24 protein-coding genes are annotated in these 23,512 nt (G+C 64.6%); 12 read left to right on the forward strand and 12 right to left on the reverse strand.

From position 1 onward, the window contains the following. The first annotated feature begins 105 nt into the window (after positions 1–105). Entirely contained in the window at positions 106–729 is a 624-nt protein-coding gene (locus U5919_RS03815) for a winged helix-turn-helix transcriptional regulator (RefSeq protein WP_336022229.1), read from the forward strand. Positions 730–826: 97 nt separating this feature from the next. On the opposite strand, the gene U5919_RS03820 is transcribed toward U5919_RS03815, so the two are convergent. Next, on the reverse strand, positions 827–1,330 hold the full coding sequence (locus U5919_RS03820; RefSeq protein ID WP_336022232.1) for a hypothetical protein: 504 nt from the start codon (positions 1,328–1,330) through the stop codon (positions 827–829). A gap of 101 nt (positions 1,331–1,431) precedes the next feature. Then, entirely contained in the window at positions 1,432–1,677 is a 246-nt protein-coding gene (locus tag U5919_RS03825) for a DUF7123 family protein (RefSeq protein WP_336022233.1), read from the reverse strand. A gap of 225 nt (positions 1,678–1,902) precedes the next feature. Between U5919_RS03825 and U5919_RS03830 the strand changes: the two genes are divergently transcribed. After that, complete coding sequence (locus tag U5919_RS03830; protein ID WP_336022235.1) at positions 1,903–3,807, forward strand: flippase-like domain-containing protein; 1,905 nt, start codon at positions 1,903–1,905, stop codon at positions 3,805–3,807. 34 nt (positions 3,808–3,841) lie between these two features. On the opposite strand, the gene yjjX is transcribed toward U5919_RS03830, so the two are convergent. After that, on the reverse strand, positions 3,842–4,363 hold the full coding sequence (gene yjjX / locus U5919_RS03835; RefSeq protein ID WP_336022237.1) for an inosine/xanthosine triphosphatase: 522 nt from the start codon (positions 4,361–4,363) through the stop codon (positions 3,842–3,844). 82 nt (positions 4,364–4,445) lie between these two features. Continuing rightward, positions 4,446–5,243, reverse strand: coding sequence for a helical backbone metal receptor (locus tag U5919_RS03840; RefSeq protein ID WP_336022239.1), 798 nt, complete (start codon positions 5,241–5,243; stop codon positions 4,446–4,448). Positions 5,244–5,602: 359 nt separating this feature from the next. On the opposite strand from U5919_RS03840, the gene U5919_RS03845 reads away from it, so the two are divergent. After that, on the forward strand, positions 5,603–6,655 hold the full coding sequence (locus U5919_RS03845) for a transcription initiation factor IIB (RefSeq protein WP_336022241.1): 1,053 nt from the start codon (positions 5,603–5,605) through the stop codon (positions 6,653–6,655). 131 nt (positions 6,656–6,786) lie between these two features. Further along, positions 6,787–7,215, forward strand: a complete 429-nt coding sequence (locus U5919_RS03850; protein WP_336022243.1) for a DUF7575 domain-containing protein — start codon at positions 6,787–6,789, stop codon at positions 7,213–7,215. Positions 7,216–7,272: 57 nt separating this feature from the next. Here the strand turns inward: U5919_RS03850 and U5919_RS03855 are convergent, their stop codons facing one another. The 4 genes from U5919_RS03855 to U5919_RS03870 form a co-directional block, all read right to left on the reverse strand. Continuing rightward, on the reverse strand, positions 7,273–8,457 hold the full coding sequence (locus U5919_RS03855; protein ID WP_336022245.1) for a 3-dehydroquinate synthase II: 1,185 nt from the start codon (positions 8,455–8,457) through the stop codon (positions 7,273–7,275). Positions 8,458–8,526: 69 nt separating this feature from the next. Further along, positions 8,527–9,135 (reverse strand): GNAT family N-acetyltransferase, encoded by a 609-nt coding sequence (locus U5919_RS03860; protein ID WP_336022248.1) that lies wholly within the window; start codon positions 9,133–9,135, stop codon positions 8,527–8,529. Positions 9,136–9,337: 202 nt separating this feature from the next. Further along, positions 9,338–9,691 (reverse strand): helix-turn-helix transcriptional regulator, encoded by a 354-nt coding sequence (locus U5919_RS03865; RefSeq protein ID WP_336022251.1) that lies wholly within the window; start codon positions 9,689–9,691, stop codon positions 9,338–9,340. A gap of 25 nt (positions 9,692–9,716) precedes the next feature. Further along, positions 9,717–10,514, reverse strand: coding sequence for an NRDE family protein (locus U5919_RS03870; protein WP_336022254.1), 798 nt, complete (start codon positions 10,512–10,514; stop codon positions 9,717–9,719). Between the two features lie 146 nt (positions 10,515–10,660). Here U5919_RS03870 and U5919_RS03875 point away from each other — a divergent pair, with 146 nt between their 5' ends. Then, a complete protein-coding gene (locus U5919_RS03875) occupies positions 10,661–11,098 on the forward strand; it encodes a universal stress protein (RefSeq protein WP_336022257.1) in 438 nt (145 codons plus the stop codon). Between the two features lie 466 nt (positions 11,099–11,564). On the opposite strand, the gene purH is transcribed toward U5919_RS03875, so the two are convergent. After that, positions 11,565–13,166: a bifunctional phosphoribosylaminoimidazolecarboxamide formyltransferase/IMP cyclohydrolase gene (purH, locus tag U5919_RS03880; RefSeq protein ID WP_336022259.1), complete on the reverse strand. Its 1,602-nt coding sequence runs from the start codon at positions 13,164–13,166 to the stop codon at positions 11,565–11,567. Between the two features lie 168 nt (positions 13,167–13,334). Here purH and purB point away from each other — a divergent pair, with 168 nt between their 5' ends. The 5 genes from purB (at position 13,335) to U5919_RS03905 (ending at position 17,705) form a co-directional block, all read left to right on the forward strand. Further along, positions 13,335–14,738, forward strand: coding sequence for an adenylosuccinate lyase (gene purB, locus U5919_RS03885; protein ID WP_336022260.1), 1,404 nt, complete (start codon positions 13,335–13,337; stop codon positions 14,736–14,738). A gap of 66 nt (positions 14,739–14,804) precedes the next feature. Next, on the forward strand, positions 14,805–15,884 hold the full coding sequence (locus tag U5919_RS03890) for a glucose 1-dehydrogenase (protein WP_336022261.1): 1,080 nt from the start codon (positions 14,805–14,807) through the stop codon (positions 15,882–15,884). Next, positions 15,868–16,521: a transcriptional regulator GfcR gene (gene gfcR / locus U5919_RS03895; protein WP_336022263.1), complete on the forward strand. Its 654-nt coding sequence runs from the start codon at positions 15,868–15,870 to the stop codon at positions 16,519–16,521. Before U5919_RS03890 ends, gfcR begins: the two co-directional genes overlap by 17 nt. Positions 16,522–16,615: 94 nt before the next feature. Next, positions 16,616–16,957 (forward strand): glutaredoxin family protein, encoded by a 342-nt coding sequence (locus U5919_RS03900; RefSeq protein ID WP_336022265.1) that lies wholly within the window; start codon positions 16,616–16,618, stop codon positions 16,955–16,957. Between the two features lie 181 nt (positions 16,958–17,138). Then, positions 17,139–17,705, forward strand: coding sequence for a DUF7110 family protein (locus U5919_RS03905; RefSeq protein WP_336022267.1), 567 nt, complete (start codon positions 17,139–17,141; stop codon positions 17,703–17,705). 148 nt (positions 17,706–17,853) lie between these two features. Here U5919_RS03905 and U5919_RS03910 read toward each other — a convergent pair whose 3' ends face one another. Next, positions 17,854–19,191: a hypothetical protein gene (locus tag U5919_RS03910; protein WP_336022269.1), complete on the reverse strand. Its 1,338-nt coding sequence runs from the start codon at positions 19,189–19,191 to the stop codon at positions 17,854–17,856. Positions 19,192–19,393: 202 nt separating this feature from the next. Between U5919_RS03910 and U5919_RS03915 the strand changes: the two genes are divergently transcribed. Then, positions 19,394–19,915 (forward strand): amino acid-binding protein, encoded by a 522-nt coding sequence (locus tag U5919_RS03915; RefSeq protein WP_336022270.1) that lies wholly within the window; start codon positions 19,394–19,396, stop codon positions 19,913–19,915. Positions 19,916–19,952: 37 nt separating this feature from the next. Here U5919_RS03915 and U5919_RS03920 read toward each other — a convergent pair whose 3' ends face one another. Beyond that, positions 19,953–20,696, reverse strand: coding sequence for a type I 3-dehydroquinate dehydratase (locus U5919_RS03920; protein ID WP_336022272.1), 744 nt, complete (start codon positions 20,694–20,696; stop codon positions 19,953–19,955). 937 nt (positions 20,697–21,633) lie between these two features. On the opposite strand from U5919_RS03920, the gene U5919_RS03925 reads away from it, so the two are divergent. After that, a complete protein-coding gene (locus U5919_RS03925; protein WP_336022274.1) occupies positions 21,634–22,308 on the forward strand; it encodes an MBL fold metallo-hydrolase in 675 nt (224 codons plus the stop codon). Between the two features lie 149 nt (positions 22,309–22,457). On the opposite strand, the gene U5919_RS03930 is transcribed toward U5919_RS03925, so the two are convergent. After that, on the reverse strand, positions 22,458–23,501 hold the full coding sequence (locus tag U5919_RS03930) for a zinc-dependent alcohol dehydrogenase (RefSeq protein ID WP_336022277.1): 1,044 nt from the start codon (positions 23,499–23,501) through the stop codon (positions 22,458–22,460). Between the last annotated feature and the right edge of the window lie 11 nt (positions 23,502–23,512).

Genomic DNA, 23,512 nt, shown 5'->3' on the forward strand with positions numbered 1-23,512 from the left:
CACAAACCGGTTTCTCTCGCGTTCGACGCACAGCGTCGACCACCCCCGAAACTGACCCGAACGAAGCGCTTTTGACTGAATCGGCCGTTTACCGAAACGTAACAGATGGGGGATCGCAGGATCGACGAGGAGAAGCGGGCAACGCTCAGGCGCTTCGCGGCGCTGGGGGCGGCGTCGCCGCTCGCGGGACTCGGTGCGAGCGGGAGCGCCGCGGCCGATACCGACACGACGAGCGACGCTCGTGACGCGATCGTCGGCTACGTCACCTCCACGCCCGGTGCGCACTTCTCGAAGATCCGCGACGACCTCGGCCTCGGAACGGGCGAGACGCAGCATCATCTCGGGCGACTCGTCGACGGCGGGGTGCTCGTGTTCTCTCGCGACGGCGACTACAAGCGCTTTTTCGCCGCCGATCGGTTCTCGGCGTTCGAGAAAACCGCGCTCGGGTACCTCCGCCGTCGAACCCCGCGCGGGATGTTGATCGAACTCCTCCGCGACCCGGGAACGTCGGGGTCGACGCTCGCGGACCGACTCGACGTGTCGCGGGCGACGGTGAGCGGCTACGCCCGCGAACTCGACGAGGCCGGACTCCTCTCCAGAGACGACGCGTACGCGGTCGAACGGCCGGAGACGGTGCTCACGCTCGTCGTCAGGTACGCCGACTCGTTCGGCCCCGAGGCCGTTTCGCTGGCCGCAGACGCCGATTCGCTCGTTCGATACGATCCCTGATCGCCGAACGAGGAACGCCATCGGGATTCTCGTACGTCCGCTAGCGTCCCCGCCGGACGGTGTGGCGAGAATCGATAGACAGGTACGATACTCCCGCTCAGTTGGCCGTTTCCTGCGTCGACTGCATCTGCGCGTCGAGATCGGCCTTCGAGACCAACGCGCTCACCGACTCCGCGTCGAGGATGCGCAGAACCGCTCGCGCGTTCCCGCTGACCGTCACCGCCCCCAGCGAGCGGTACTCGTCGTCGACAGACACGCCCTCGGTCTCTTCGACCGTCCCGGTGAGGTTCGTTATCGCCTCGCCGACGTACTCCTCCTGCAGCGTCGAGAGCTCCTCGCGGGCCTCCTCCTGCGTGAGATTCCCGTTCCGGAACTCCTCCTGTAACTCCGCCTGTTCTTCCTGCAATGCGGCCTGATCGACCGCGACGATGGCCGCGACACTCGCGGTGCTCCCGTCAGATCCCGCAGTCACTTGCTCGTTAGCGTCGCCGCCCTCGCTACCGACATCGAGTTGGTCTGTACAGCCGGCGAGAAGGGTCGCGCCGCCAACGCTCACGCCCTCGAGGAATCGTCGACGGTTTGTCGGGGTCGGATCGTCCATTAACGCAAAACAGTCACACTCCGCGACGGATAACGCCTGCTGTTCGTCGCCTCCGTCGTCGGGGTCCGCGAACTACCCCGCCGTTCACGGCGGGGAGGATGTCATCGCGTCACTTTCCACGTCGTCCCCGAGGAGTAGCCCCACTTCTCGACGCTGAGGCCGATGTCGCCGTCGAGAAGCGCGCGCATATTCGCGCCGACCTCCTTCGCCGAGAGGCCGAGGTCCTCGGCGATCAGCCGCGATTTGAAGTAGGTCCGATCGTCGACGTTCGACCGGAGGTACTGCAGGATTCGGCGCTGCTTCTCGCTGAGGTTCGGTGCGGTCGTCGCGGTGGCGGTCGCGCTCATACATCCCGTCACGGGAGATCGACCTAAGAGCGGTTTGGTACGGGAAGTTAACACCGCGCAGTGATGCGTTCTCCGGGGGTTCCCCCGAGAGATCGTCAACCCTGAACGCGGCTGGGGGTACGGTCGCCTAACGCGAGGTGGTCGGATCGAAAACGGTAGCCGTCCGAGAAAGCGCCAATAAACGAGACAGAAAGTTCATACCGTCCGATGCGTCAGATACGCCTAATGACTGGTCCCCGACGCGAAGCGGCGCACGAGACGACTTCGGAGCCCGGGGACCCGGAGAACGGCCGATCACCGACGCCGGATGGCCAGCCCTCGTGTGCGTCTACGGCCGTGAGCGTCGTCCTCCCCGCGTACAACGAGGAGGCGACCATCGAGGCGACCGTGGAGACGACGCTCCGGACGCTCGCGGCGTTTCTCGACCCCGGGACGTTCGAGGTGATCGTCGCCGAAGACGGCTGCGACGACCGGACGCCCGAGATCGCCGACCGCTTGGCCGATATGGACGACCGCGTCCGACACGTCCACAGCGACGAGCGTCTCGGGCGCGGCGGCGCGCTCGAACGGGCGTTCGAGGCCGCCCACGGCGACGTGCTCGTCTACTTCGACACGGATCTAGCGACCGATATGCGGCACCTCGAAGAGCTCGTCGAACGGATCCGATCCGGCGAGGCCGACGTCGCAACCGGTTCGCGGTGGATGTCCGAGAACGTCGCAGACAGACCGGCGAAGCGAGGGATTCCGAGCCGCGCGTACAACGGACTCGTGCGCACGTTCCTCGGCTCGGACCTGAGAGACCACCAGTGCGGATTCAAGGCGTTCAGCCGCGAGGCGTTCGAGACGCTGCGGGAGGACGTCGAGGACGAACACTGGTTCTGGGACACCGAGATGCTCGTCCGGGCGCAGCGACGCGGTTTCGAGGTGGCGGAGTTCCCCGTCGATTGGACGCCGAAGGGCGACACGAAAGTCGACCTCGTCCGCGACGTGCTCGGGATGGGGAGTCAGATCCTCCGGACGTGGTGGCAGCTGTCGGTGCGCCCGCGTCTGTCGCGTCGCGTCGGGATGGTCGCCGGAGCCGGATTAGCCGTTCTGGCGCTCGTCCTGATGACGCAGTACATCGATTTCGGCGCGGTGCTCTCGGAGATGGGCGATGCCGACCCGGTGCTCGTCGCCGCGGGCGTCTTCGTGTACATCCTCTCGTGGCCGCTCCGCGGACTCCGCTACCGCGACATCCTCTCGGAACTCGGATTCCGCGAGCGGGTCGGCTTCCTGACCGGCGCGGTGTTTATCAGCCAGACCGGGAATCTCGTCTTCCCGGCGCGGGCCGGCGACCTGATCCGCGCCTACGTGGTCAAAGCGCGGCGCGACATCCCGTATCCCTCCGGGTTCGCGTCGCTCGCCGCCGAACGGGTGTTCGACCTGCTCACCATCGCCGCGATGGCCGGCGTCGTCCTCATCGGCTATACGGTGACCGGGCAGACGGCCCAGCTCGCGGAGACGATCGTCGGTGCCGACGGTGCCGGTCGCGTGGCCGTCGTCGTCGCAGTCGCCGTCAGTCTCGCCGCTCTCGGCGCGGTCGGCGTCATCGCGCTCTCCGCTCGGAGCGACCGGGATCTCGTCACGGCGTTTATGCACCGAATCAGCACGGATTCGTACGCGGACTTCGTCGCCGGGATCATCGGTCGCTTCGTCGGCGACCTCCAGACGGTGGCCGGCACGCGCGAGGGGTTCGCCCGCGTCGGCGCGACGAGCGTCCTCATCTGGACGCTCGACGTCGTGACCGCGCTGTTCGTCCTCGCAGCGTTTTCACCGGGACTGCCGGTCGTCGAACTGGTCGCAGTGAGCTTCTTCGCCGTCAGCGTCGGCAACCTCGCGAAGGTGCTTCCGCTGTCACCCGGCGGCGTCGGTCTCTACGAGGGCGCGTTCACGCTCCTCGTCGTCGCGCTGACGCCGTTGGGACCGGAACTCGCGCTCGGTGCGGCCGTCCTCGATCACGCGGTGAAGAACATCGTCACCGTCGTCGGCGGGTACGGGTCGATGCTCGGACTCAACGTCTCGCTGACGACCGCGGTCGAGGAGACACGAGACGTGCGCGAGGAAGCGAAAGAGCCCGCCAAGCTCGACTAGCTCCAGTCACACCCGACTGAGCCGCTGACCGCGTTCAGTACAACTCGCTGAGAAACGGCGATGCGGCCGCGGTCACCGCGGCGTCGAGCGCGTCGGTGCGACTCATCAACCCGCTGGTGAACGCCCCGGCCGCGCCCTGCTTTTTCGCGACGTTCGACTCGCCGAGGACGTCGTCCATCACCGGTCCCAACTCCTCGCCCGTTCGGACTCGCGCCGCGATCGAATCCGGGAGGAGAAGGCTCGGACCCGCGCCGACGCCCCAGCGCTTTCCGTCGGTGACGGCGGCCCACATCACGAGGAACAGGTCGTCGGCGTCGGCGACCCCCGACCCGCCGAACGTCGCCACGCCGCCCTCGATACCGACGCCGAGGTCGTAGGCGTCGGCACCTAGCGCCGCATCCGCTCGGTTCCGTGCGCCCGTTTTCGTCTCCTCGTGGCCCATCGGTTGCTCGGCGACGCCCGACGGAACCGACTCGGCGATCACCGTCGACTCGGCGAAGACGCGCGCGGTCGCCTCGCGCTTGACCGGGTTGCCGCTTCCCACTGCGATCTGCATACCTGTGCGTGTACAGCGCGATGCAAACGTGTGTCGCTTCCGGATGCCGGTGCGCTCGTCATTAGTACTCGTCTGAGCGACGCTATCCGTCGCCGTACAACAGCGCCGCGAGCGTCTCGATCCCGTCGCCGAGCGCGGGACTCGGCTGATTCAGGAGGTCGTCGTCGAGGACGTGGATCGAGGCGTCCAGCTCCCAGCCGCGCTCGGTCAGGAGGTCGGAATCGACACGGTCGCCGCGCCCGCAGTGGTGGACGACGACGTGGTCTGGATCCGCTCGCTCGACGCGCTCGCGGGTGACTTCTCGTGAGCGCGCCCCGGGCTCGCAGAACGGGTACCGCCCGCCCGCGGCGGCGACCGCGTCGGGGACCCAGTTTCCGGCGGCCATCGGTGGGTCGCCCCACTCCTCACAGTAGACGACGGGACGCTCGCGGCCGTCGGTTTCTACCGCTGCCTCGACGCGGCGGCGGACCGCGTCAATCCGCTCGCGGGCGTCGACCGCGAGGGCCGACCCGGCCTCCCGGAGGCCGACCGCGTCGCCGAGCGTCTCGAAGGAATCGATGACAGCGTCGAGGGTGTCGGGCTCGACGTGGCAGACGTCGTAGCCGCGATCGCGGAGGTCGTCGCGTATCTCCGCCTGAAGGCCATCCGCCGTGCAGACGAGGTCGGGGCCGAGGTCCGCCAGCCGGTCGTAGTCGGGGTTCAACCACCCGCCGACGACCGGGCGGTCGAGCGCGCAGTGGGCGGTTACGCCCTCGATGCGCTCCCCCGCGCCCAGCGCAGCCAACGTCGCCGTCGCGCTGGGAGCCAGCGAGACGACCGTCGTCTCGGCCGCCGAGCGTTCCCCGACCGATGCTGCCGTTCGCCCGCCCTCCACAGTCATACACGAACCCGCGCTCGCGACGACAAAATGCGTTGTGGAGGAGTTCGTCCCACGCGTGAACGAGTTCGCGTGTGAACGAGTTCGTCGCGTACGACCGTCGTCGCGCATCACTGGGCTTCGTCGCGTGTGTACGATTTCGTCCCCCGTGTAAGCGAATCCGTTCGAGTCGGCGGGAGCGTTCGCCCCGATATATAAATCCTAACGGTTGTTTTCGAAAGATGCCTCATATCGGGGCTGTGCGTCCTCTTCGCGCGAGCGATTCCGAACCGCTTTTATATTCTCCGTCGGTGGGGATGATACGGACCGCTCCGGGCCTCTCTTACCCGTATCTGTGGCACGGAGCATTCGTCGCTATACCGATGAGCGAGAAGAGTACGTATACTCGCGTGAACGCGAGAACGAGAGACGAATCGCAAACGAACGACCGAAGCGGAACCTCGGCCGGTCAGCGGTGGGTTCGACCCGACCAAGAGGAAGAAGAAACCGAGACCGAATCCGAGACCGCCGACGAGGAACTGGTGTGCCCCGAATGCAGCGGTAACGTCGTCGTCGACGACGAGCACGGCGAGACAATCTGTGACGACTGCGGCCTCGTGATCACCGAGGACTCCGTCGACCGCGGGCCGGAGTGGCGCGCGTTCGACGCCAAAGAGAAGGACCAGAAGTCCCGCGTCGGCGCGCCGACGACGAACACGATGCACGACAAGGGGCTGTCGACGAACATCGACTGGCGCGACCGCGACGCCTACGGCAACTCGCTGTCGTCGAACCAGCGCCAGAAGATGCAGCGCCTCCGCAAGTGGAACGAGCGCTTTCGAACGAGAGACTCGAAGGAGCGCAACCTCAAGCAGGCGCTCGGCGAGATCGACCGGATGGCCTCCGCGCTCGGCCTCCCCGAGAACGTCCGCGAGACCGCCTCGGTCATCTACCGCCGCGCGCTCGACGAGGACCTCCTCCCCGGCCGCTCCATCGAGGGCGTCGCCACCTCCTGCGTTTACGCCGCGGCGCGAATGGCCGGCGTCCCGCGCTCGCTCGACGAGATCTCGGAGGTCTCGCGCGTCCCCAAGAGCGAGGTCGCGCGCACCTACCGCTACATCGCCCGCGAACTGTCGCTGGAAGTCAAGCCCGCCGACCCCGAGCAGTACGTCCCGCGCTTCGCCTCCGAACTCGGCCTCTCCGACGAGGCGAAGCTCCGCGCGCGCCAGCTCCTGAAGAACGCCAAGGAGAAGGGCGTCCACTCCGGGAAGTCGCCGGTCGGCCTCGCCGCCGCTGCGGTGTACGCCGCGGCGCTTCTCACCAACGAGAAGACGACGCAGGCGGCCGTCAGCGACGTCGCGGACATCTCCGAGGTCACGATCCGAAACCGGTATCACGAACTGCTCGAAGCCGAAGAGAGCATCGGCCTCGCGTAACGCCTGTTCTCACCCGGCGGGCGTTTCGGATTTCTCCCCGCCATCCGGCCGTTCTGACCCGCCGTCACCGATTCTGGGACGAGATATCCGATTCCAGAGATTTATACACCCCCACGCCGTCGTCACCGGATATGACCGGAACGCGCCGTCGTGCGATGATCACGGCGCTCGTCGCCGTCCTCGGAGCGAGCCTCGGCGTCGCCGGTGCCGGACACCTCTACCTGCGTCGCTGGCGTCGCGCCGCGGCGTGGTTCTCGTTCGTCATCGGCGCGGCGATTGTGCTCCTCTGGGCGTTCGTCGACGCCTCGACGATGGCGACCGCGGACCTCGCGGCGCTGGCGTCGCTCGATCCGGGTTCGTTGCCGCCGACCGTCACCGCGCCGATCTTCGGACTGCTGATGGTCAGCACGTTCGACGCTTACCGACTCGCCGTGCGGGGACCGCAGGTGTCCGACGGGCCGCAGTGCCCGAGCTGCGGGGGCGAGCTCGATCCCGAAATCGACTTCTGTCCGTGGTGTACGATCGAGTTGGAGTGGGAGTATCCGGAAACGGAGCAATAGAGCGACTCGTACGGGCGGTGTCGTCGGCGTCGCCGACACCGCGCTGACTCCCCCCGACTACTTCTCGATGATACTCTCTTCGACGGCCTCGCCGAAGTGCCGCGCGGTCTGCTCGTAGTATACTCGCACCTCATCGCCCGCTTCGAGGTCGGTGACCGACTTCCGTCCGTCGCGAGTCGGGACTTTGATCGTCTCGGCGTTCTGCAGCAGGGTCTCGATGCGGTCGTCGCCGATCTCGGCCTCCACGCGGAACATCGGTCGCTTCTCGATCTTCACGCGGCCGACGACGGCCTCGCGGGTCTTCCCGTCGGCGTCGACGATCTGGACCTCGTCGCCGCTTTTGAGCTCTGACAGGTACTTCGTGCCGCCGTCTGGCGTTCGGACGTAGGCGTGGACCGCCCCGGCGTTGACGCGGAACGGCCGGGAAGCGACGTACGGCGACTCCGCGGTCTCGGCGTGGACGAAGAACAGCCCGCGGCCCATACTGCCGACGAGCATTCCCTCGTCGTGTTCCAGCAGGTTCCCCGTGTCGACGCAGACGCGGTCGGCCATCCCGGTGCGTTCGACCGCCGTGACCGTCGCCCACTCGAGGTCGAGGGTCTCTCGCTCGGCCTCGTCGCGGATCTCAACTGTCCGCCGGATCTCGTCGGGATCGTCGGAGTCCAGTAGAACGCCGTCGGACCCGATTTCGAGCGTCTCGAAGGCGGTCTTTGCCTCTTCGGCGCTGGTGACGCCCGCGATGAGGTCGGTCTCCTCGCCGATGCGCGCGATGAGGTTCTCGAGGGGGATGATCGTCCAGTCCTCGCCGACGACGATGGTGTAGTCGGCCTCTGTGGCGGCCTCCTCCGCGAAGGACTCGTACTCTTTCGAGAGGATCCGGACGTACGCGCCCTGCGCGCGCTCGTCATCGCGGCGGAGCGTCGTCAGGTCCGCCGAGCCAGAGAAGTCACCCGGCAGGTCGACGGTGCCGTCGCCCTCGCCGTCCTTGCCGACGATGTAGGCGTCGGCCGCCGTTCGCTCCTCGTCGCTCTCGTCGGCCTCGACGTCGTCGATGAGGCTGCTGTCGGCGTTCCTGCGGAACGCGGCCACCGAGACGTCGCCGAGCGATCGCACGCGGTCGACGTCGGCCTCGTCGACGAGCACCCAGTCGACGCCCGCTTCGAGGCCGGTCGTGATCCGTCGCTTCCGTGTCTCCCAGTCGCCGACCGCATCGTCGGCTTTGAGCCAGACGCTTCGTGTCATCGTTGTCGGCTCCACTCGGCCGGAGCGCTTGAACGTGGCGACTCTCCGGAGGTTTGCCGGGGTGACGGGCTACCCCTCGGCCGGGCCGTCGGCCTCAAACGCGCTGTCGACTGCAGAGACCGGCCGCGGGTCGTCGGGTTCGCCCTCGGGGTCGCGCAGCCGTCTGTGGTACCAGACGACGTCGTGCCACTCGCCGAGTTTGAACCCGGCGGCGGGGAACGTCCCGATCCGCTCGAAGTCGTAGCGCTCGTGGAACGCCTCGCTCTCGGGGTTCGGCATTCCGAGGGCGGCGTACGCGCCGCAGTAGCCCTGCTCGCGGAGCGTGTCCAACAGACGGTCGTAGAGGAGCGTTCCGATCCCGCCGCGGTGCGCGTCGGGGTCGACGTAGATCGACGTCTCGACGGCCCAGCGGTAGGCGCAACGACCGCGGAGCTGACTAGCATAGGCGTAGCCGAGGATTCGATCCTCCCCACTTCGCTCGTCGACGGCGACGTACCACGGATACCCGTCGTCCGCGCGCTTCTCGCGGATCTCGTCTTCGATGTGTTCGACGGGGGGGACTTCGGTGCGGAACGTCGCAGGAGTGTCGCGGACGAAGGGCGCGTAGATGTCGCGCACGGCGGCCGCGTCGGCCGGACGGGCAGGGCGAAGCCGGATATCGTCGGTGTTGTCGGTCATATCTGTCGGGTCGGTATCGCTGGTAACCGGTCTTACGATTCGGGGGGATACTCAAAAAATATAGACGAACCCTTGTGGGTTTCTCTTAGCGGCGTGGGCCACGAGCCGTAGGCGACCGCTGTGAGTGATATCAGATCGGTCCAACCCGGGTCAGTGCCGTCCGATTCGAAGGGCTTGGGAGCGACTCGGAATCGACTCGGAGTCAGTACTCCTCATAGGCGAGGTTCATCAACCACTGAGAGAACGCGTCGCTGTTGTGGTTGACCTCCTCTTCACCGATGAATGGCGAGAGCATATCGCCCGCCATCAAAAGCGAGAAGTCGAGGTCGCGCGCAGCGGGTTCGAGGTGGTAGGTGTTGTGCCCGTCGTACACCGTCTCCTCGCGTTCGATGAGGCCGAGTTCTGCGAGTTTCTCGGCGATTCGACTTCCCTTTCGGGAGGAGATGTCGAGCTCCTTCCAGAAGTCGCTCTGGTGGATCCCTCCGGTCTCTCGGATGAGTTCCAGTGCTTCGTGTTCGTCCTCCGAGAGGTCCGCTTCGGCGGCACCTGCGCTCATACTCGCTCCGATGCCCGCGAGTCGTTTAAAGGTGACCTTCGACCGGTCGGAACGGCGTCTCACACGGCGGGCCGTCGGCGAACTGAAAGTCTGACGTCCCGTCGGCGAACAGCGTCACGAGCGACGACGACCGAGTCCCGAACCGCCGCTCGGGGTCGTGCACGCAGACGCCGTAGTCGTGATCCGCGAGGACGTCGGCCGCGCGGTCGCGCCACGACTCGGGCCCCTCCGTCGTCCCCGGCGCTAACGCCTCGCGAACCCGTTCTGCGTTCTCCGCCTGTTCGGCCCCCCGTTCGGGACCACTCTCGGGCTCGAAGTTCTCGCCGTCGACGCCGACGTTGACGACGACGTGAACGCCCGGTTCCAACTCGCGGACCCGAAGCTCGCCGTCCCACTCGAAGAGGTAGGCTCGGGGCGTCCGACCGCTCTCCCCCGTCCCCGTGCCGTCTCGAACCGCCGCTCCGCGCTCGGCGACGACGAGGTTGAACCCATCGTAGGTGTCGGCCTCGACAGCGGATTCGACGACCCGTCTGGCTTCGTCGGCACGCTCCGCTTCGAGCACGTCGCGCACGAGCAGCCCGCGGGATCGCTCACCGCCGCCGGGGACGTCGACCCAGCGGTTCGTGACGCCGCAGAATATGCCCGATTCGTTGTAGCCGATCCACGTCCCGCCCGCCTCGAGGTCGCGCGGGGCGACGAACTTCGGATCTCCGTCGCGAACGGCGGGGGCTTCCGACTCGCGGTCCAGCAGTTCGTCGCGGTTCGCGGCGACGACGACGGGGGCGTCGGCGAAGACGCGCCAAGCCAGCGTCAGTGTGCACACGCTCGGGTCTTAGTGTGACGGAGAAATAGTAGTAGCGTTTGCAAGTCTTTTCTCGCCCCGCGTCGAGCGGGTCGCCGTCGCCATCGAGGCCGCTCCCGAGAGCCGGGAAACCGTTCAAGAGGGTTCCGGACGAAGGCCTCTCCGTGATGTACGACGACGTACTCGTTCCCACCGACGGCAGCGACGGCACGATGCAGGCGCTCGAACACGCGCTCGACATCGCCTCGACGCGGGACGCGACGATTCACGCCCTTTCCGTGATGGACAGACGGCTCTATCTCGCCGCGGGCGACGAGCAGAAAGCGGAGCTGAAAGAGACGATGAAAGCGGACGCGCAGTCGGCGGTCGAGCGCATCGCCGAGGCGGCCGACGAGGCGGGCGTCGACTTCACGACCGCCGTTCGCGACGGGATCCCGTACCGCGAAATCCTCGAGTACGCCGACGACAACGGCGTCGACTTGGTCGTGATGGGGACGCACGGTCGGTCCGGTCGGGACAAACTCGCGAACCTCGGCAGCGTCACCGAGCGCGTCGTCGAGAACACCGACAAACCGATTTTAGTCGTCCGGATGACCGACGAATAGCGTCGTTATCGTCGTCGACGTCGGCGGCGACGACAGCGACGAGCGTTTATATATGAGGGCGGGGACACACCCCGCGTGCGCTGAAAACTGTCCCGCGTCGGGCCGCGGTTGTTCGGCACGTCGACGCGGGGATAACGGCGATCTCGGGGTGGTTGACTCCGACGACGTCGCCGACGCGGGTGCCGACTGTTCGCTCTCTGCCTCCAAGCGATAGCCGCGGCACCGGTCGGGGCTGCCGTGAGTTTCCGTCACTCCGGTCAGTCGTGCCGGAAGTCGCGTGAGACTCACTTCGTTCGTCTCACTGACTTTCGGCACTCCTTCGCTGCGCTCAGTCGTGCGGAAAGCACCACGTCATCGCTGCGCTCAGTCGTGCGGAAAGCACCACGTCATCGCTACGCTCAGTCGTGCGGAAAGCACCACGTCATCGCTACGCTCTGCCGCGAGTTTCAGACAGATTTCGCTTCGCTCAATCGTGTCTGAAACACCGCCGCCCGGTGAACACCATCGGAATCCCGCGCTCGTCGCAGGCGGCGATCACGTCCTCGTCGTTGACGGACCCGCCGGGCTGGATGACCGCCTCGATGCCCGCTTCTGCGGCCTCCACGACGCCGTCGGGGAACGGGAAGAAGGCGTCCGAGGCCATCACGGCCCCCTCGGCGCTCTTGCCTTCGGCATCGGATTCGGCCTTCATCGCGGCCAGTTTGACGGCGTCGACGCGCGACACTTGGCCCATTCCGACGCCGACGGTCTCGGTGCCGTCGGCGAAGACGATGCCGTTCGATTTGACGTGCTTGAGCACCTTCCAGGCGAACAGCATCGTCTCCAGCTGTTCGTCGGTCGGCTCGGTCTCTGTGGCGACTTCGACGTCCTCGCGGGTCGGTGCCCAGAGGTCGCGCTCTTGAACGAGTCTGCCACCGACGAGCGGCTTCTCCGTCAGTCGGTCAGTCCGATCGGCGAGGTCGCCGACGGCGAGGATGCGGAGGTCCTCCTTCGCGCAGAGGACGTCGAGCGCGGCGTCCGTGTAGCTCGGCGCGACGACGACTTCCTTGAACGAGTCGACGATCTCCTCGGCCGTGGCCGCGTCGCAAGGGCGGTTTAGTGCGACAATACCTCCAAAGGCGCTCATGGGATCCGTCGCGAGCGCGTCGGCGTAGGCGTCCGCGAGCGTGTCGGCCGTCGCACAGCCCGCCGGGTTGGTGTGTTTGATGACCGCGGCGGCGGGTTCGTCGAACTCCTTGATCAGGTTCAACGCGGCGTCGGCGTCGTTGTAGTTGTTGTACGAGAGGCCCTTCGCGCCCTCGTTTCGCTGCGGCGCGTCGACGACGCTCGCCTCCTCGGTCGCGGCGTCGGCGTACACCGCGGCTGCCTGATGGGGGTTCTCGCCGTAGCGCAGCTCCGCGCGGCGGTCGTCGGAGACGACGCGGCGCTCGGGGAAGTCTCCGCCGTCGTCGCCCTCGACGGTCACGGTCAACTCCGTTCCGTCGTCGGTCTCGCGCTCCTCGACGGCCAGTCGGTCCTCGGCGAACCACCGGACTGCCCGCGGGTAGGCGGTGAACTCCGCGTCGGAGAGCACGCGCGATTTCAGCGAGTCGAGGTCGTCGTCGGCGTACACCGGCACCGATTCCTGCGTGACGACCGGTCCGTCGTCGACCGCCTCGGTGACGACGTGAACGGTACAGCCAGTGACGCTGACGCCAGCGTCGAGCACCTGCTCGTGGGCGTCGTCCCCGGGAAAGGAGGGGAGCAGCGACGGGTGGACGTTCAGCGTCGTCGGCGTCGCGTCCAGAAACGTCTCCGTGAGGACGCGCATATACCCGTCTAGACAGACGAGATCGAAGTCGTAACTCGACAGGGCGTCGAGGATGCGCGCTTCGTGCGATTCCCGAGACTCCTCGGACTCGCGCTCGACGACTTCCGTCGGAATACCGCGTTCGGCGGCGGCGTCGAGAATCGGCGCGCCCTCGCGATTCGAGAGGACGACCGCCAGTTCGGTCCCGCCCGGTCCGCTGTCGTGGATGTGTCGGAGGTTCCGTCCTCGATTGCTCGCCAACCCGGCAATCTTGGTCATACCCGTGACCCCTCGCGCAGACAGTAAGTCAGTTGCGGTCTCCTCGGCGTTGATATACACGATCGAGGATAGGTTGGGTGACAAAAGCCACGATACGGACCTTATCTATGCACGGGAATGAGTCTCGCCATCGACACGCTTTTTTAGCGCCTCGGGGAGGGTTCGCGTATGGACGATCTCTCTCGCTCCGACCCACTCGCCGCGGTGTCGCCACTCGACGGGCGATACGCCGGCCGAACCGAACCGCTCGTCCCCTACGCCAGCGAGGCGGCGCTGATGCGGGGGCGACTGCGCGTCGAGGTCGAGTACCTGCTCGCGCTGGACGACCTCGACGCGACGCCGCTGTCGCTCTCCGAGGCCGAGCGCGACGAACTCCGCGCCGTCGTCGACGGCTTCGACGGCGACGACGCGCGGCTCATAAAGCGCCTCGAAACTGAGGGCGCGGCGGGCTACAGCGCGACCAACCACGACGTGAAGGCCGTCGAGTACTTCCTGCGCACGGAGACCGACGAGCGGATTCACCCGTGGATCCACTTCGGGTTGACCTCCGAGGACGTGAACAACCTCGCGCACCGACTGCTCGTGAAGCCGGCCGTCGAGGAGGTGCTGTTGCCCGCGCTCGCGGCCGTCAGAGACGAACTCGTCGACCTCGCCCACGAGCACCGCGACACGCCGATGATGGCGCGGACGCACGGCCAGCCCGCGACGCCGACGACGTTCGGCAAGGAGATGGCCGTCTACGCCGCCCGTCTCGGGACGACGATGGGACGCGTCGACGACGCCACGGGCGATATCTCCGGCAAACTCGCGGGCGCGTCCGGAACCTACGCCGCGCACGTCGCCGCCTATCCCGACGTCGACTGGCGGGCGTTCTCCCACTCGTTCGTCGCCGACTTGGGGCTGGAACACGCCGCGCTCACGACGCAGGTGAACCCCTGCGACGACCTCGCGGCGCTGTTCGACGCGCTCCGCGGCGTCAACAACGTGCTCGTCGACCTCGATCGCGACGTCTGGCTCTACGTCTCGAACCGTTACTTGGGACAGGAGGCCGACGCGGGCGAGACCGGTTCCTCGACGATGCCGCACAAGGTGAACCCGATCGACTTCGAGAACTCGGAAGGGAACCTCTCGAAGGCCAACTCCGATCTGACGTTCCTCGCGGACTACATCACTACCTCGCGACTCCAGCGGGACCTCTCGGACTCCACCGTCAAGCGGAACATCGGCGCGGCGTTCGCACACTGTCTCATCGGCTACGGGAAGACCGAGGCCGGACTCGGGAAGGTCGTCCCGAACGAGAACGTGATGCGCGAGGAACTCGACGCCCACCCCGAACTGATCGGCGAGGCCGTCCAGACGATTCTCCGGCGCGAGGGCGACACCGATGCGTACGAGCGCGTCAAAACACTCACGCGCGGACAGAACGTCACACTCGAAGACTTCCGCGATCTCTTCGCGGACCTCGACGTCGACGATGCGGTGAAAACGGAACTCCGCGCGCTTTCCCCGGCGACCTACGTCGGTCTGGGCGACGACCTCGTCGATGAACTCGACGCCGACCTCGGTGAGTGATCCGCACGCGAAGAATTAACTCAAAATAGAATAAATCTTTTATCGCGCGGTGACATACGTCCGCGTATGCAGGCCATCGCAGTCGAGCGCGGGACGAACCGGCCGGTTCTCGTGGATATCGCGCGACCGGACCGCGCACCCGGTGAGGCGCTCGTCCGCACGCTTCGGGTCGGCGTCGACGGGACCGACCACGAGGTAATCGCCGGCGGCCACGGTGGCTTTCCCGACGGCGAAGACCGGCTCGTTCTCGGCCACGAGGCCGTCGGCGTCGTCGAGGACTCCGGAGACACCCGGTTCTCTCGGGGCGACGTCGTCGTTCCGACGGTCCGTCGCCCGCCCGGGGAGACGAACGAGTACTTCGAGCGCGGCGAGGCCGATATGGCTCCGTCTGGTGCGTACTACGAACGTGGCATCGAGGGCGCACACGGGTTTATGGCCGAGTACTTCACGAGTCCCGAGGAGTGTCTCGTTTCCGTCCCCCGTTCGATCGCCGACATCGGCTTCCTCATCGAGCCGCTCTCGGTCGCCGAGAAGGCGCTCGAACTCGCCGCCGCGTCGCGGTCGTCGTTCGGGTGGACCCCCGAATCCGCGCTCGTACTCGGCAACGGCAGTCTCGGGCTGCTCGCGCTCGCACTGCTCGATGAGCGCGCCGACTACGACCGACTCTACTGTCTCGGCCGCCGCGACCGACCCGATCCGACGATCGACGTAATCGAGGGGTTGGGCGCGACGTACGTCGACTCTCGGCGGACGCCGCTTCCGGACGTCGCCGACGCGCACGAGCCGATGGACTTGGTTTTCGAGGCGACCGGCTACGCGAAACACGCCTTCGAGACGATCGAGGCGCTCGCGCCCAACGGCGTCGGCGCGCTGCTCGGTGTCCCCGGCCCGTGGGAGTTCGAGATCGACGGCGGCGATCTCCACCGGGAGTTCGTGTTGCACAACAAGGCGCTCGTCGGCAGCGTCAACTCGAACGTCCGGCACTTCGAGGCGGCCGCGGCGACGCTCGATCGCCTTCCGGCGTGGTTCACCGACGCGATGGTCTCCGGCGTGTACGGTTTCGACGACTTCGAGGCGGCGTTCGACGACGACGACACCACTATAAAAACTGCCGTCCAATTCAGCGCGTATGAAGAACGTCGATGACCTCATTTCGAGTGCGGCGGAACTCGCCGAGCGGGGCCTATCGAAGGGCGAGATCGCCGACGAGTTGAACGTCTCCCGCGAGACGGCGAGCTGGCTCGTCGAACGAAGCGGCACTGACAGCCACGAACCCGACCCCCAGCCGGTCACGCCGAACAGCAACGACAGCAGCGGTCCGCACGACATCCACGTCGACTGGAGCGCCGTCGGACGCGACTCGCGACGGCTCGCGCACATCGGGCGCGCGATGGCCGACCTGCTCGTGAAGGAGGGCGAGGAAGTCGACCTCACGATCGGAATCGAGAAAGCGGGCGCGCCGCTCGCGACCGTCGTCTCGACCGAGCTCGATACCGACCTCGGGTCGTACGCGCCCGCGAAGCACCAGTGGGAGGAGGGCGATATCGAGGAGCTCGGGGGGTCGTTCTCGCGGAACTTCGCACAGATCCGCGACAGAGAGTGCTACGTCGTCGACGACACGATCACCTCGGGAACGACGATGAAAGAGACGATCGAGTCGATCCGCGAGGAGGGCGGCGAGCCGGTCGCCTGCGTCGTCATCGTCGACAAGCAGGGCGTCGACGAGCTCGACGGCGTGCCGGTGCACTCGCTGATCGACGTCGTCCGCGTCGGCAGCGAGTAACCCACCCCCTCGAACGTCTTCGTCAGGCCACGAGCGCTCGCGCCGCTCGCGCTCCGACGCAACCCATTTCACCGGTGATCGCCTACGGCCACCTATGACGTTCCAACCCGGCACGGATCTGAGCGAAGAGGAGGTACAGGAACGAGTCGACGACGCGATCGAGTCGAACGACGTCGTCCTCTTTATGAAGGGGAACCGACTGATGCCGCAGTGCGGCTACTCACAGCGCGCGGTGAATCTCATCTCCCAGTACGTCGAGGAGTTCGAGACGATCGACGTGTTGCCCGCGCTCGATCAGTACCGCGGCGCGCTCGAGGCCCACAGCGGCTGGGAGACCATCCCGCAGACGTACGTCGACGGCGAGTTCGTCGGCGGTAGCGACATCCTCGCGGAGCTCGACGAGCGCGGTGAGTTGGAAGCGACGCTGCAGGGCTAATCGACGACATCGCCGCTGCCGCGGCGGACGCGCGACCCGACCGACAGCGACGCGTCCGCCTCCGCCTTGCTCTCGGTGGCACGAATCAAAGAGCAGACCCTATAAGGCCCCGGTGCGTACCAACACGCAGGTACCGGCGTCCCGTTGCGTCCGGCTCGTACGGGTACCACTCAAAGTAACTATGTCAGGCCGCGTATACCGACTTCACTCGACACTGGAACTGCCCCTCGAAGAGGTCGAAGAGTACCTGAACGGTGACCCGGACCTGCCGCCCGAGGTCACGGACGTCGAGGTGACCCGTCGGAACAACACGCTCATTCTGAAGGCCGTCGCGGCCGAGGACAACCTGAGCAAGTACACTCCGACGGCGCAGTTGAAAGCCAGTATCACGGAGAACCGCGTGTACGAAGAGGAACCGCCGCGCGCGGGCGCACCGCGCTGGGACGAAGAAGAGGAGGAAATCCCCTCCGAACTCGTCGAGTTCGCCTGTTTCAAGGGCGACCGCGAGACGGTGTTACAGAACACCGCGCTGCAGTACCCGATGTTTCTCGTCCTGCGCGAGATCGCTCTCCTCGCCGAGAAGGGCACGCTCACCGCGATCACCGAGATCGACGGCGAACTCACCGCCCACCGCATCGTCGAGGGCGAAGAGCGTCCCGCGAGCATCGAAGTCGTCGAGAACCCCTCGAAGAACGATAACGGCTCGAACGGCGTGAACTGGCGCGATAATAAATTCATCTCGGACTGACGATTCTCGAATCGGCGACGCTCTTCGATCGAACTATCGTCGCGTTTGCAACTGATTACTCATCCGATCGCACGCAGTCGTGCGAACGAGCGAGCGAAGACTTGCAAGCGCTACTACATTGTTCTCGAAAACAGCTTTTCGCGGCGCTCTACCGACGGTCCTGCTTGTACGGCGCTTTCGCGACTGTCGCGGTGATTTCGGTCTTCTCGTGGCGTTCGACGCTCTTGTTTCGGGTCCCGTCGGCCTCGCCCCACGTGAGCGTGACCTCCGTCCCGGGCTCGGCGTACTCGGTGTCGACGAGCGCGAGCGAGAGCATCTCCCGGTGGTTGTAGATGTAGCTCATCCACTTCGAGACGCCGACGACGTCGCCGTCGGCTTTCACCTCGTCGTAGTGACACGCCGAGGAGCGCGGTGCGGGCATATTCATGAATTTCTTCGTCTCGCCCTCGCGGAATAGCGAGGCGAACACGTCGACGACGTCCTCGTCGTCCCAGACGAGCGTGACCTTCTTGCGGTCGGGGTCGTCGATCTCGGCCTCTAACGCTTCCTTGCCGACGAAGTCGTGATCGAAGTCGACGATGTGGTCGTAGCCGACCTCGATCGGCGTGACGTAGTAGTCCTCGATGTCGTCGGAGTCGTAGCTGCCGCCGATCGAGATGAGCCCGCGGCGAAGCGAGAGCCACTCGCGGAAGTCCGCCATCTCCTCGCCGGAGTAGATCGCCGGGACCGGCAGGGGAAGCCATCCGAGGACGGTGTTGGCGCTCTGGTAGCTCTTCGATCCGAGGCGTCGGATCCCGTACTCCTCACCCGCGTCGAGGATCGACTCGCGGACGTCGTCGGCGTCGTTCCAGTCGCCCCAGAACTCGAAGCCGGCCTCGCCGGCCATCCCGTGTCGCAGGAGGAACATCTCGGTGCCGTCGACGGTCACTTCCTCGAAGCGGAAGAAGCCGAGATCCGGAATATCGCCGTCGATCGCCTCCTCCATCACGGCGACCGCGTCGGGACCCTGTACCTGATAGCGGAAGTTGTTGGGATCCTCGCCGGTGCCGACGGGGCGGGGTTGGTACTCCGTCTCGACGTCGTACTCGCCCCGCTCGGCCTGATACAGCAGCCAGTTGTGCGCCGCGGCCGCCCCGACGCTCAGGAAGGAGTCTTCGGCCTCCCGAAAGAGGATCGCGTCGCCGATGAGGTAGCCGTCGGGGTTGGCGACGACGAGCTGTTTCGCCTGTCCGACGTCGAACTGTCGGAAGTTGTTGACCGCGTAGTCCGAGTAGAGGTCGATCGCGTCGGTTCCGTCGATCCGCAGATCCGTCATGTGGTACGACTGATCCGCGAACGCCACGCTCTCGGCCCACGCGCGCTGCTCTTCGATCCAGTGAGTGAACTCGTCCGGCAGGTCGGTGAACCGCGCGAGTCCGAGATCGCGAAGGAGGTCGACCGTGCTGTCGGCGTCGTCGAGTGCGTCCTGTAACGTCGTGGCTGACATACGTGTACGTCAGTCAGTGTGTGCAGATCGAGATAATTCTTTACAAAAAATTGTTTACTCTATTGTGGATTGTTATTTTCAGATGTCTTCGCGATCGGCGGCACTCACGTTCGTTTGCTCGCGGGCGAACCCGACAGTATACTTATTTCGATCCCGTAGGTTGATGTCACTATGCACACGTCGACCGGGGGTCGATCTACCGATGAGTGACGTACAGACGGACGTTCGTGCGTACACGCTCCGGTTAGAACTCGTCGATGAGCCGGGGGAGCTCCTCCGTTCGCTCCGTCCGATCGCCGAAAACGGCGGGAACCTATTGTCTATCTTTCACGAACGGGGGAACGTCACCCCGCGCGGGCACATCCCCGTCGAGGTCGATGTCGAAGCGACGCCCGCTCGGTTCGAGAAGATCATCGACGGGCTCAGAGACGCCGGAATCAACGTTATTCAGGCGGGGACCGAACGGTACAGCGAAGGCCTGACGGTGATCCTCTCGGGACACGTGATCGACACCGATCTCTCCGATACGCTCTCTCGGATTCAAGAGTCGGCGAACGCGTCGGTGACGGACCTGTCGCTCGCCGCACCGGAGGGGACGGCGAACGTGTCGAGCGCGCGGATTTCGATCGCGGCGGAAAAAGGTGCGACTGACGTGGTACTGGACAAAATCCGAGCCGTCGCGGACGAGAAAGAGCTTCGACTCGTGGAACCGCTCGCGAATTGACTCTCGCGTCCGACGCCGACCGTCGCGGAGAACAGACTCAGTTCGGAAGCGTCAGTTCCGAGGGCACGGCGACGTCGTCTTCGATCGCACCGATCCGCTCCAGTTTCGTTCCATCGATCCGCGTCGCCTCGATGAGCGCCCGGAGTTTTCCAAGCGAAATCTGTCCCGGCGCGTAGTCGCTGTCGTCGTCCAACAGCGGGGCGTAGCCGAGTTTCGAGCCGTAAATGTGGCCGACGACGCGGGTGTGGCTCCCGGTCTCACCCATCGCGATTCCGGCGGCGTCAATGCCGGATTGGGTGGATTCGTGAAGCGCCGAGAGGAGAACGAGCGTGTCTGAGAGATCTTGCGGGTACGTCGCTACCTTCGCGATGTCGCCGTAGTGTGCGCACTGATCGATGATCGCCGTGAGAATCTCTTCGTCGGGCGTCGAATCGAAGTCGTGATGAGAAATGATGAGGCCGACGTCGTTGTCGCGGAACTCATCGAGGATCCACTCTTTCGCTCGGGCGGTCTCCAGTTCGATGTCAACGTACGCGACACTGTCGAAACGCGATGCTGCGAAAAGCGTATCCAAGCGTCCGGTGTCTTTCGCTTTCCCGCCGAACCACTGGTTTCGGTTCGTCGCGATTATGGGAAGTTCGCCGTCGTAAGATTCGAGTTGTTCGATCGGGTTCTCTGCCTTGTCGATCCGAAATTCGACGATGTCCGCCGCCTCTCGGGCGTCTTGCTCTCGTGTTAGGTCATTTGTTGTGGCCGCGAGAGCGAAGTCGTCGATCCTCATTGTCACGCGGTAGCATCCAAGCGCATATAAATTTGGTTATCGGTTCGAGCGGAATATCGAACTACATACAGACCAGAATTGAACGGACAGAATATCTAGAGGTTTTCACAAATATCTTAAATATTATCTAAATAAACGAGAAAGAGGATACGCTGCTAGCAACTATTAATATCATAAAATAATCATTAAACAGGAATACTTAAACCTATAATTGAAATAGTTTAAATAGTTTATGTATGATCTGAATTAGCACGGACAGACTACAACCTCGAAGCAACCAAATATTACATAAGAAATCATACTATGTGCTATTTCAAAGTATTCTTGGAAAAGAGCGGTGGGTGCTTCAAAAAATAACACTATTGTATTGTTGGAATTACTCACTCTTTTTCTCTTGGCCGGCCCATCGGACCAGTGTCTATCCGACCGACCACAGACAACTTCGATCGAACAGGCGAGCGTGACGGTCTTCCGCCGGAACTGACCAGTGTTTACTCGAAAATGGGGAGTGTTACATCATTATTGAAATCACAGAGTCCCGCGGTGACTTGACATCGCATTCGGCGAGTGATAGTCTGAAAGTTGCTACTTGATGTGGGGACAGTTCTCACATCAGGTCTGCGAAAACGCTTGTCACCTGCCGCTGATACCGTTAGTTGATACTGACGCATCGAGAGTGTTTTTAACAGTAGTGAAACGAAATTGGACCTTTTGGATAGATATAACGTATGTACCTCTGTTATCCGTCCCACATCTAGAGGGATACTGAGACGGCGTTTCAATAATATTGAAACAATTATTCGAAGTGGTACCATTCACCATATTTGCAGCCGTACGAACGTTTCTGACGGCAGGTGGTTTCGCCCGTTGAATCGTCGACCTTTCTGACTGCGAACACAGTTTTTATATATCACTACTCCCGATTTTCACCCAAGGTATGAGCGTCAGCAACGTCGTCGAAGGTATCGACCAGATACAGTTCGAGCACGTTCGCGTGTTCGTGTTAGAGGATATGCCGGTCGAGGGGCAGATCACGCTCATCGACACTGCGTTCGACGAGAACGCCGAGGAACTCGTCGAGACGCTCCGCGAGGAGTACGGAACCGTCGATCGAGTCATCCTCACGCACGGCGATCACGGCCACCACGGCGGCCTCGCGCACGTCGTCGAAGCGTTCGATCCCGAGATCGCGATGCCAGCCGACGAATCCAAACTCTACGCGCATTTCGAGGAGGCCGGTCTCGATATCGAGCCCGACGTGGCCTACGAGGACGGCGACGTCCTCGACGGCAACATCCGGGTCATTCAGGTACCGGGCCACACAGAGGCGACCTCGGCACTCCTCCTGCAGGACCGCGATATTCTGATTTCGGGAGACGTCCTCGACGGCTCGGACCGCGGTGGACTCCCCGCCGGATACCTGCTCCCGCCACCCGCGCTGTTCAACGATAACCACGCGGACGCGGAGCTGAATCTCTACAACCTGCTCGACTTCGACTTCCACACGCTGCTCGTCTTCCACGGCTCGCACGTCTTCGAGGATCCAAAAGGGAAACTCGACAACTACCTCGTCGAGCGAGAGTGGAACGAGTGGGATCCCCGGAACAACTGAGTCGGGCCTCAGTGCAATTGAACGGCGGAAACCGTCCTTTTGTCGGCCGTAACTGCGGACGCTGATCGCTGCCTCCTGAACCTACGCGACACCGGTTATTGACAGCGACACCAGTCGCCGATAGTACCACCAGTCGCGGACGGCGGTCGTTACTCCCGCAGAACCGAGATATCGAAGACGGGTTTGCAGGTCTCGCCGGCGAGGAACGCCTCGAACGCCGCTTCCGGGTCGAGGAGGCTGAACCGGTCGTCGAGGAACGTTTCGTGATCCAGATCGCCGCTCGCCATCAGTCGGAAGGCGTTGTGGAAATCCCGATACAGCGCGCTGTAGGAGCACTGGAGGTCGACTTCGGCGCGGACGAGCGGGGTGTAGTCGAGCGACGCTTCTCCGGGCTGACCGACCAACACGATCTGACCGCCCTTTCGGACCTCCTCGGCCGCCATCGAGAGACCCGAGGGATGGCCGGTCGTATCGAAGACGACGTCGAAGCCGATGCCGTCGGTGTGTTCCTCGCGATAGGCTTCGAGATCGGTCTCCTCGATGTTGAGCGCGGTAAATCCGAGTTTCTCAGCGAGCGGCAGTCGATATGCGGTGTCCGGTCCGATCCCCGCGACGGTGACTGTAGCACCCTGCGCGTCGGCCACCTGTGCGGTGAGGAGGCCGATCGGACCCGGACCGGCGACGAGCACGTTGTCGCCGGCTCCGACCCGTGAGTTCTCGATCACGGCGCGTGTACAGACGGCGGTCGGTTCTGCGAGCGCCGCGTGACGGGGATCGACGTCATCGGGGACGGACTGCAACGAGTCGGCGGGAGCGGCGATGTACCCCGCGTACGCGCCGTCGTGATCGATGCCGGTCAACTCGATGTTTTCGCAGATGTTCTCCATCCCGCTCTGGCACTGATAACACTCGCCGCAGTTCCGGATCGGTCGCTCGACGACGCGATCGCCGGGCGAAAACCGCGTGACGTCGTCGCCGGTTTCGACGACGCGGCCCGTGTACTCGTGGCCGATGATGGTCGGCGGATCCATCCGCTCGAACGCCGGTTTAAACTGGTAGATCCCGGCGTCGCTGCCGCAGAGGCCCGCATAATCTACTTCGATCAGCGCTTCGTCCGATGCAGGAGCCGGTCGGTCGACGTCGACGAGCTCCATACTCCCGGACTCGCGCTTCGTCTTTGCTAGTCCGCGCATACGGATGGGTG

It is taken from the genome of Halobellus sp. LT62 (assembly GCF_037031285.1).
GTDB classification, from domain to species: Archaea; Halobacteriota; Halobacteria; order Halobacteriales; family Haloferacaceae; genus Haloquadratum; species Haloquadratum salinisoli.

What these genes read in the sequence shown, in the direction of transcription:
- U5919_RS03855 (WP_336022245.1), bottom strand. Translation starts at nt 8,457, where the DNA reads ATGACACGAAGCGTCTGGCTCAAAGCCGACGATGCGGTCGGCGACTGG.
- purH (WP_336022259.1), bottom strand. Translation starts at nt 13,166, where the DNA reads ATGACCAAGATTGCCGGGTTGGCGAGCAATCGAGGACGGAACCTCCGA.
- U5919_RS03815 (WP_336022229.1), top strand. Translation starts at nt 106, where the DNA reads ATGGGGGATCGCAGGATCGACGAGGAGAAGCGGGCAACGCTCAGGCGC.
- U5919_RS03900 (WP_336022265.1), top strand. Translation starts at nt 16,616, where the DNA reads ATGACGTTCCAACCCGGCACGGATCTGAGCGAAGAGGAGGTACAGGAA.
- U5919_RS03925 (WP_336022274.1), top strand. Translation starts at nt 21,634, where the DNA reads ATGAGCGTCAGCAACGTCGTCGAAGGTATCGACCAGATACAGTTCGAG.
- U5919_RS03830 (WP_336022235.1), top strand. Translation starts at nt 1,903, where the DNA reads ATGACTGGTCCCCGACGCGAAGCGGCGCACGAGACGACTTCGGAGCCC.
- U5919_RS03820 (WP_336022232.1), bottom strand. Translation starts at nt 1,330, where the DNA reads ATGGACGATCCGACCCCGACAAACCGTCGACGATTCCTCGAGGGCGTG.
- U5919_RS03825 (WP_336022233.1), bottom strand. Translation starts at nt 1,677, where the DNA reads ATGAGCGCGACCGCCACCGCGACGACCGCACCGAACCTCAGCGAGAAG.
- U5919_RS03860 (WP_336022248.1), bottom strand. Translation starts at nt 9,135, where the DNA reads ATGACCGACAACACCGACGATATCCGGCTTCGCCCTGCCCGTCCGGCC.
- U5919_RS03845 (WP_336022241.1), top strand. Translation starts at nt 5,603, where the DNA reads ATGAGCGAGAAGAGTACGTATACTCGCGTGAACGCGAGAACGAGAGAC.
- U5919_RS03865 (WP_336022251.1), bottom strand. Translation starts at nt 9,691, where the DNA reads ATGAGCGCAGGTGCCGCCGAAGCGGACCTCTCGGAGGACGAACACGAA.
- U5919_RS03930 (WP_336022277.1), bottom strand. Translation starts at nt 23,501, where the DNA reads ATGCGCGGACTAGCAAAGACGAAGCGCGAGTCCGGGAGTATGGAGCTC.
- U5919_RS03905 (WP_336022267.1), top strand. Translation starts at nt 17,139, where the DNA reads ATGTCAGGCCGCGTATACCGACTTCACTCGACACTGGAACTGCCCCTC.
- U5919_RS03915 (WP_336022270.1), top strand. Translation starts at nt 19,394, where the DNA reads ATGAGTGACGTACAGACGGACGTTCGTGCGTACACGCTCCGGTTAGAA.
- U5919_RS03875 (WP_336022257.1), top strand. Translation starts at nt 10,661, where the DNA reads ATGTACGACGACGTACTCGTTCCCACCGACGGCAGCGACGGCACGATG.
- U5919_RS03890 (WP_336022261.1), top strand. Translation starts at nt 14,805, where the DNA reads ATGCAGGCCATCGCAGTCGAGCGCGGGACGAACCGGCCGGTTCTCGTG.
- yjjX (WP_336022237.1), bottom strand. Translation starts at nt 4,363, where the DNA reads ATGCAGATCGCAGTGGGAAGCGGCAACCCGGTCAAGCGCGAGGCGACC.
- gfcR (WP_336022263.1), top strand. Translation starts at nt 15,868, where the DNA reads ATGAAGAACGTCGATGACCTCATTTCGAGTGCGGCGGAACTCGCCGAG.
- U5919_RS03910 (WP_336022269.1), bottom strand. Translation starts at nt 19,191, where the DNA reads ATGTCAGCCACGACGTTACAGGACGCACTCGACGACGCCGACAGCACG.
- U5919_RS03840 (WP_336022239.1), bottom strand. Translation starts at nt 5,243, where the DNA reads ATGACTGTGGAGGGCGGGCGAACGGCAGCATCGGTCGGGGAACGCTCG.
- purB (WP_336022260.1), top strand. Translation starts at nt 13,335, where the DNA reads ATGGACGATCTCTCTCGCTCCGACCCACTCGCCGCGGTGTCGCCACTC.
- U5919_RS03850 (WP_336022243.1), top strand. Translation starts at nt 6,787, where the DNA reads ATGACCGGAACGCGCCGTCGTGCGATGATCACGGCGCTCGTCGCCGTC.
- U5919_RS03920 (WP_336022272.1), bottom strand. Translation starts at nt 20,696, where the DNA reads ATGAGGATCGACGACTTCGCTCTCGCGGCCACAACAAATGACCTAACA.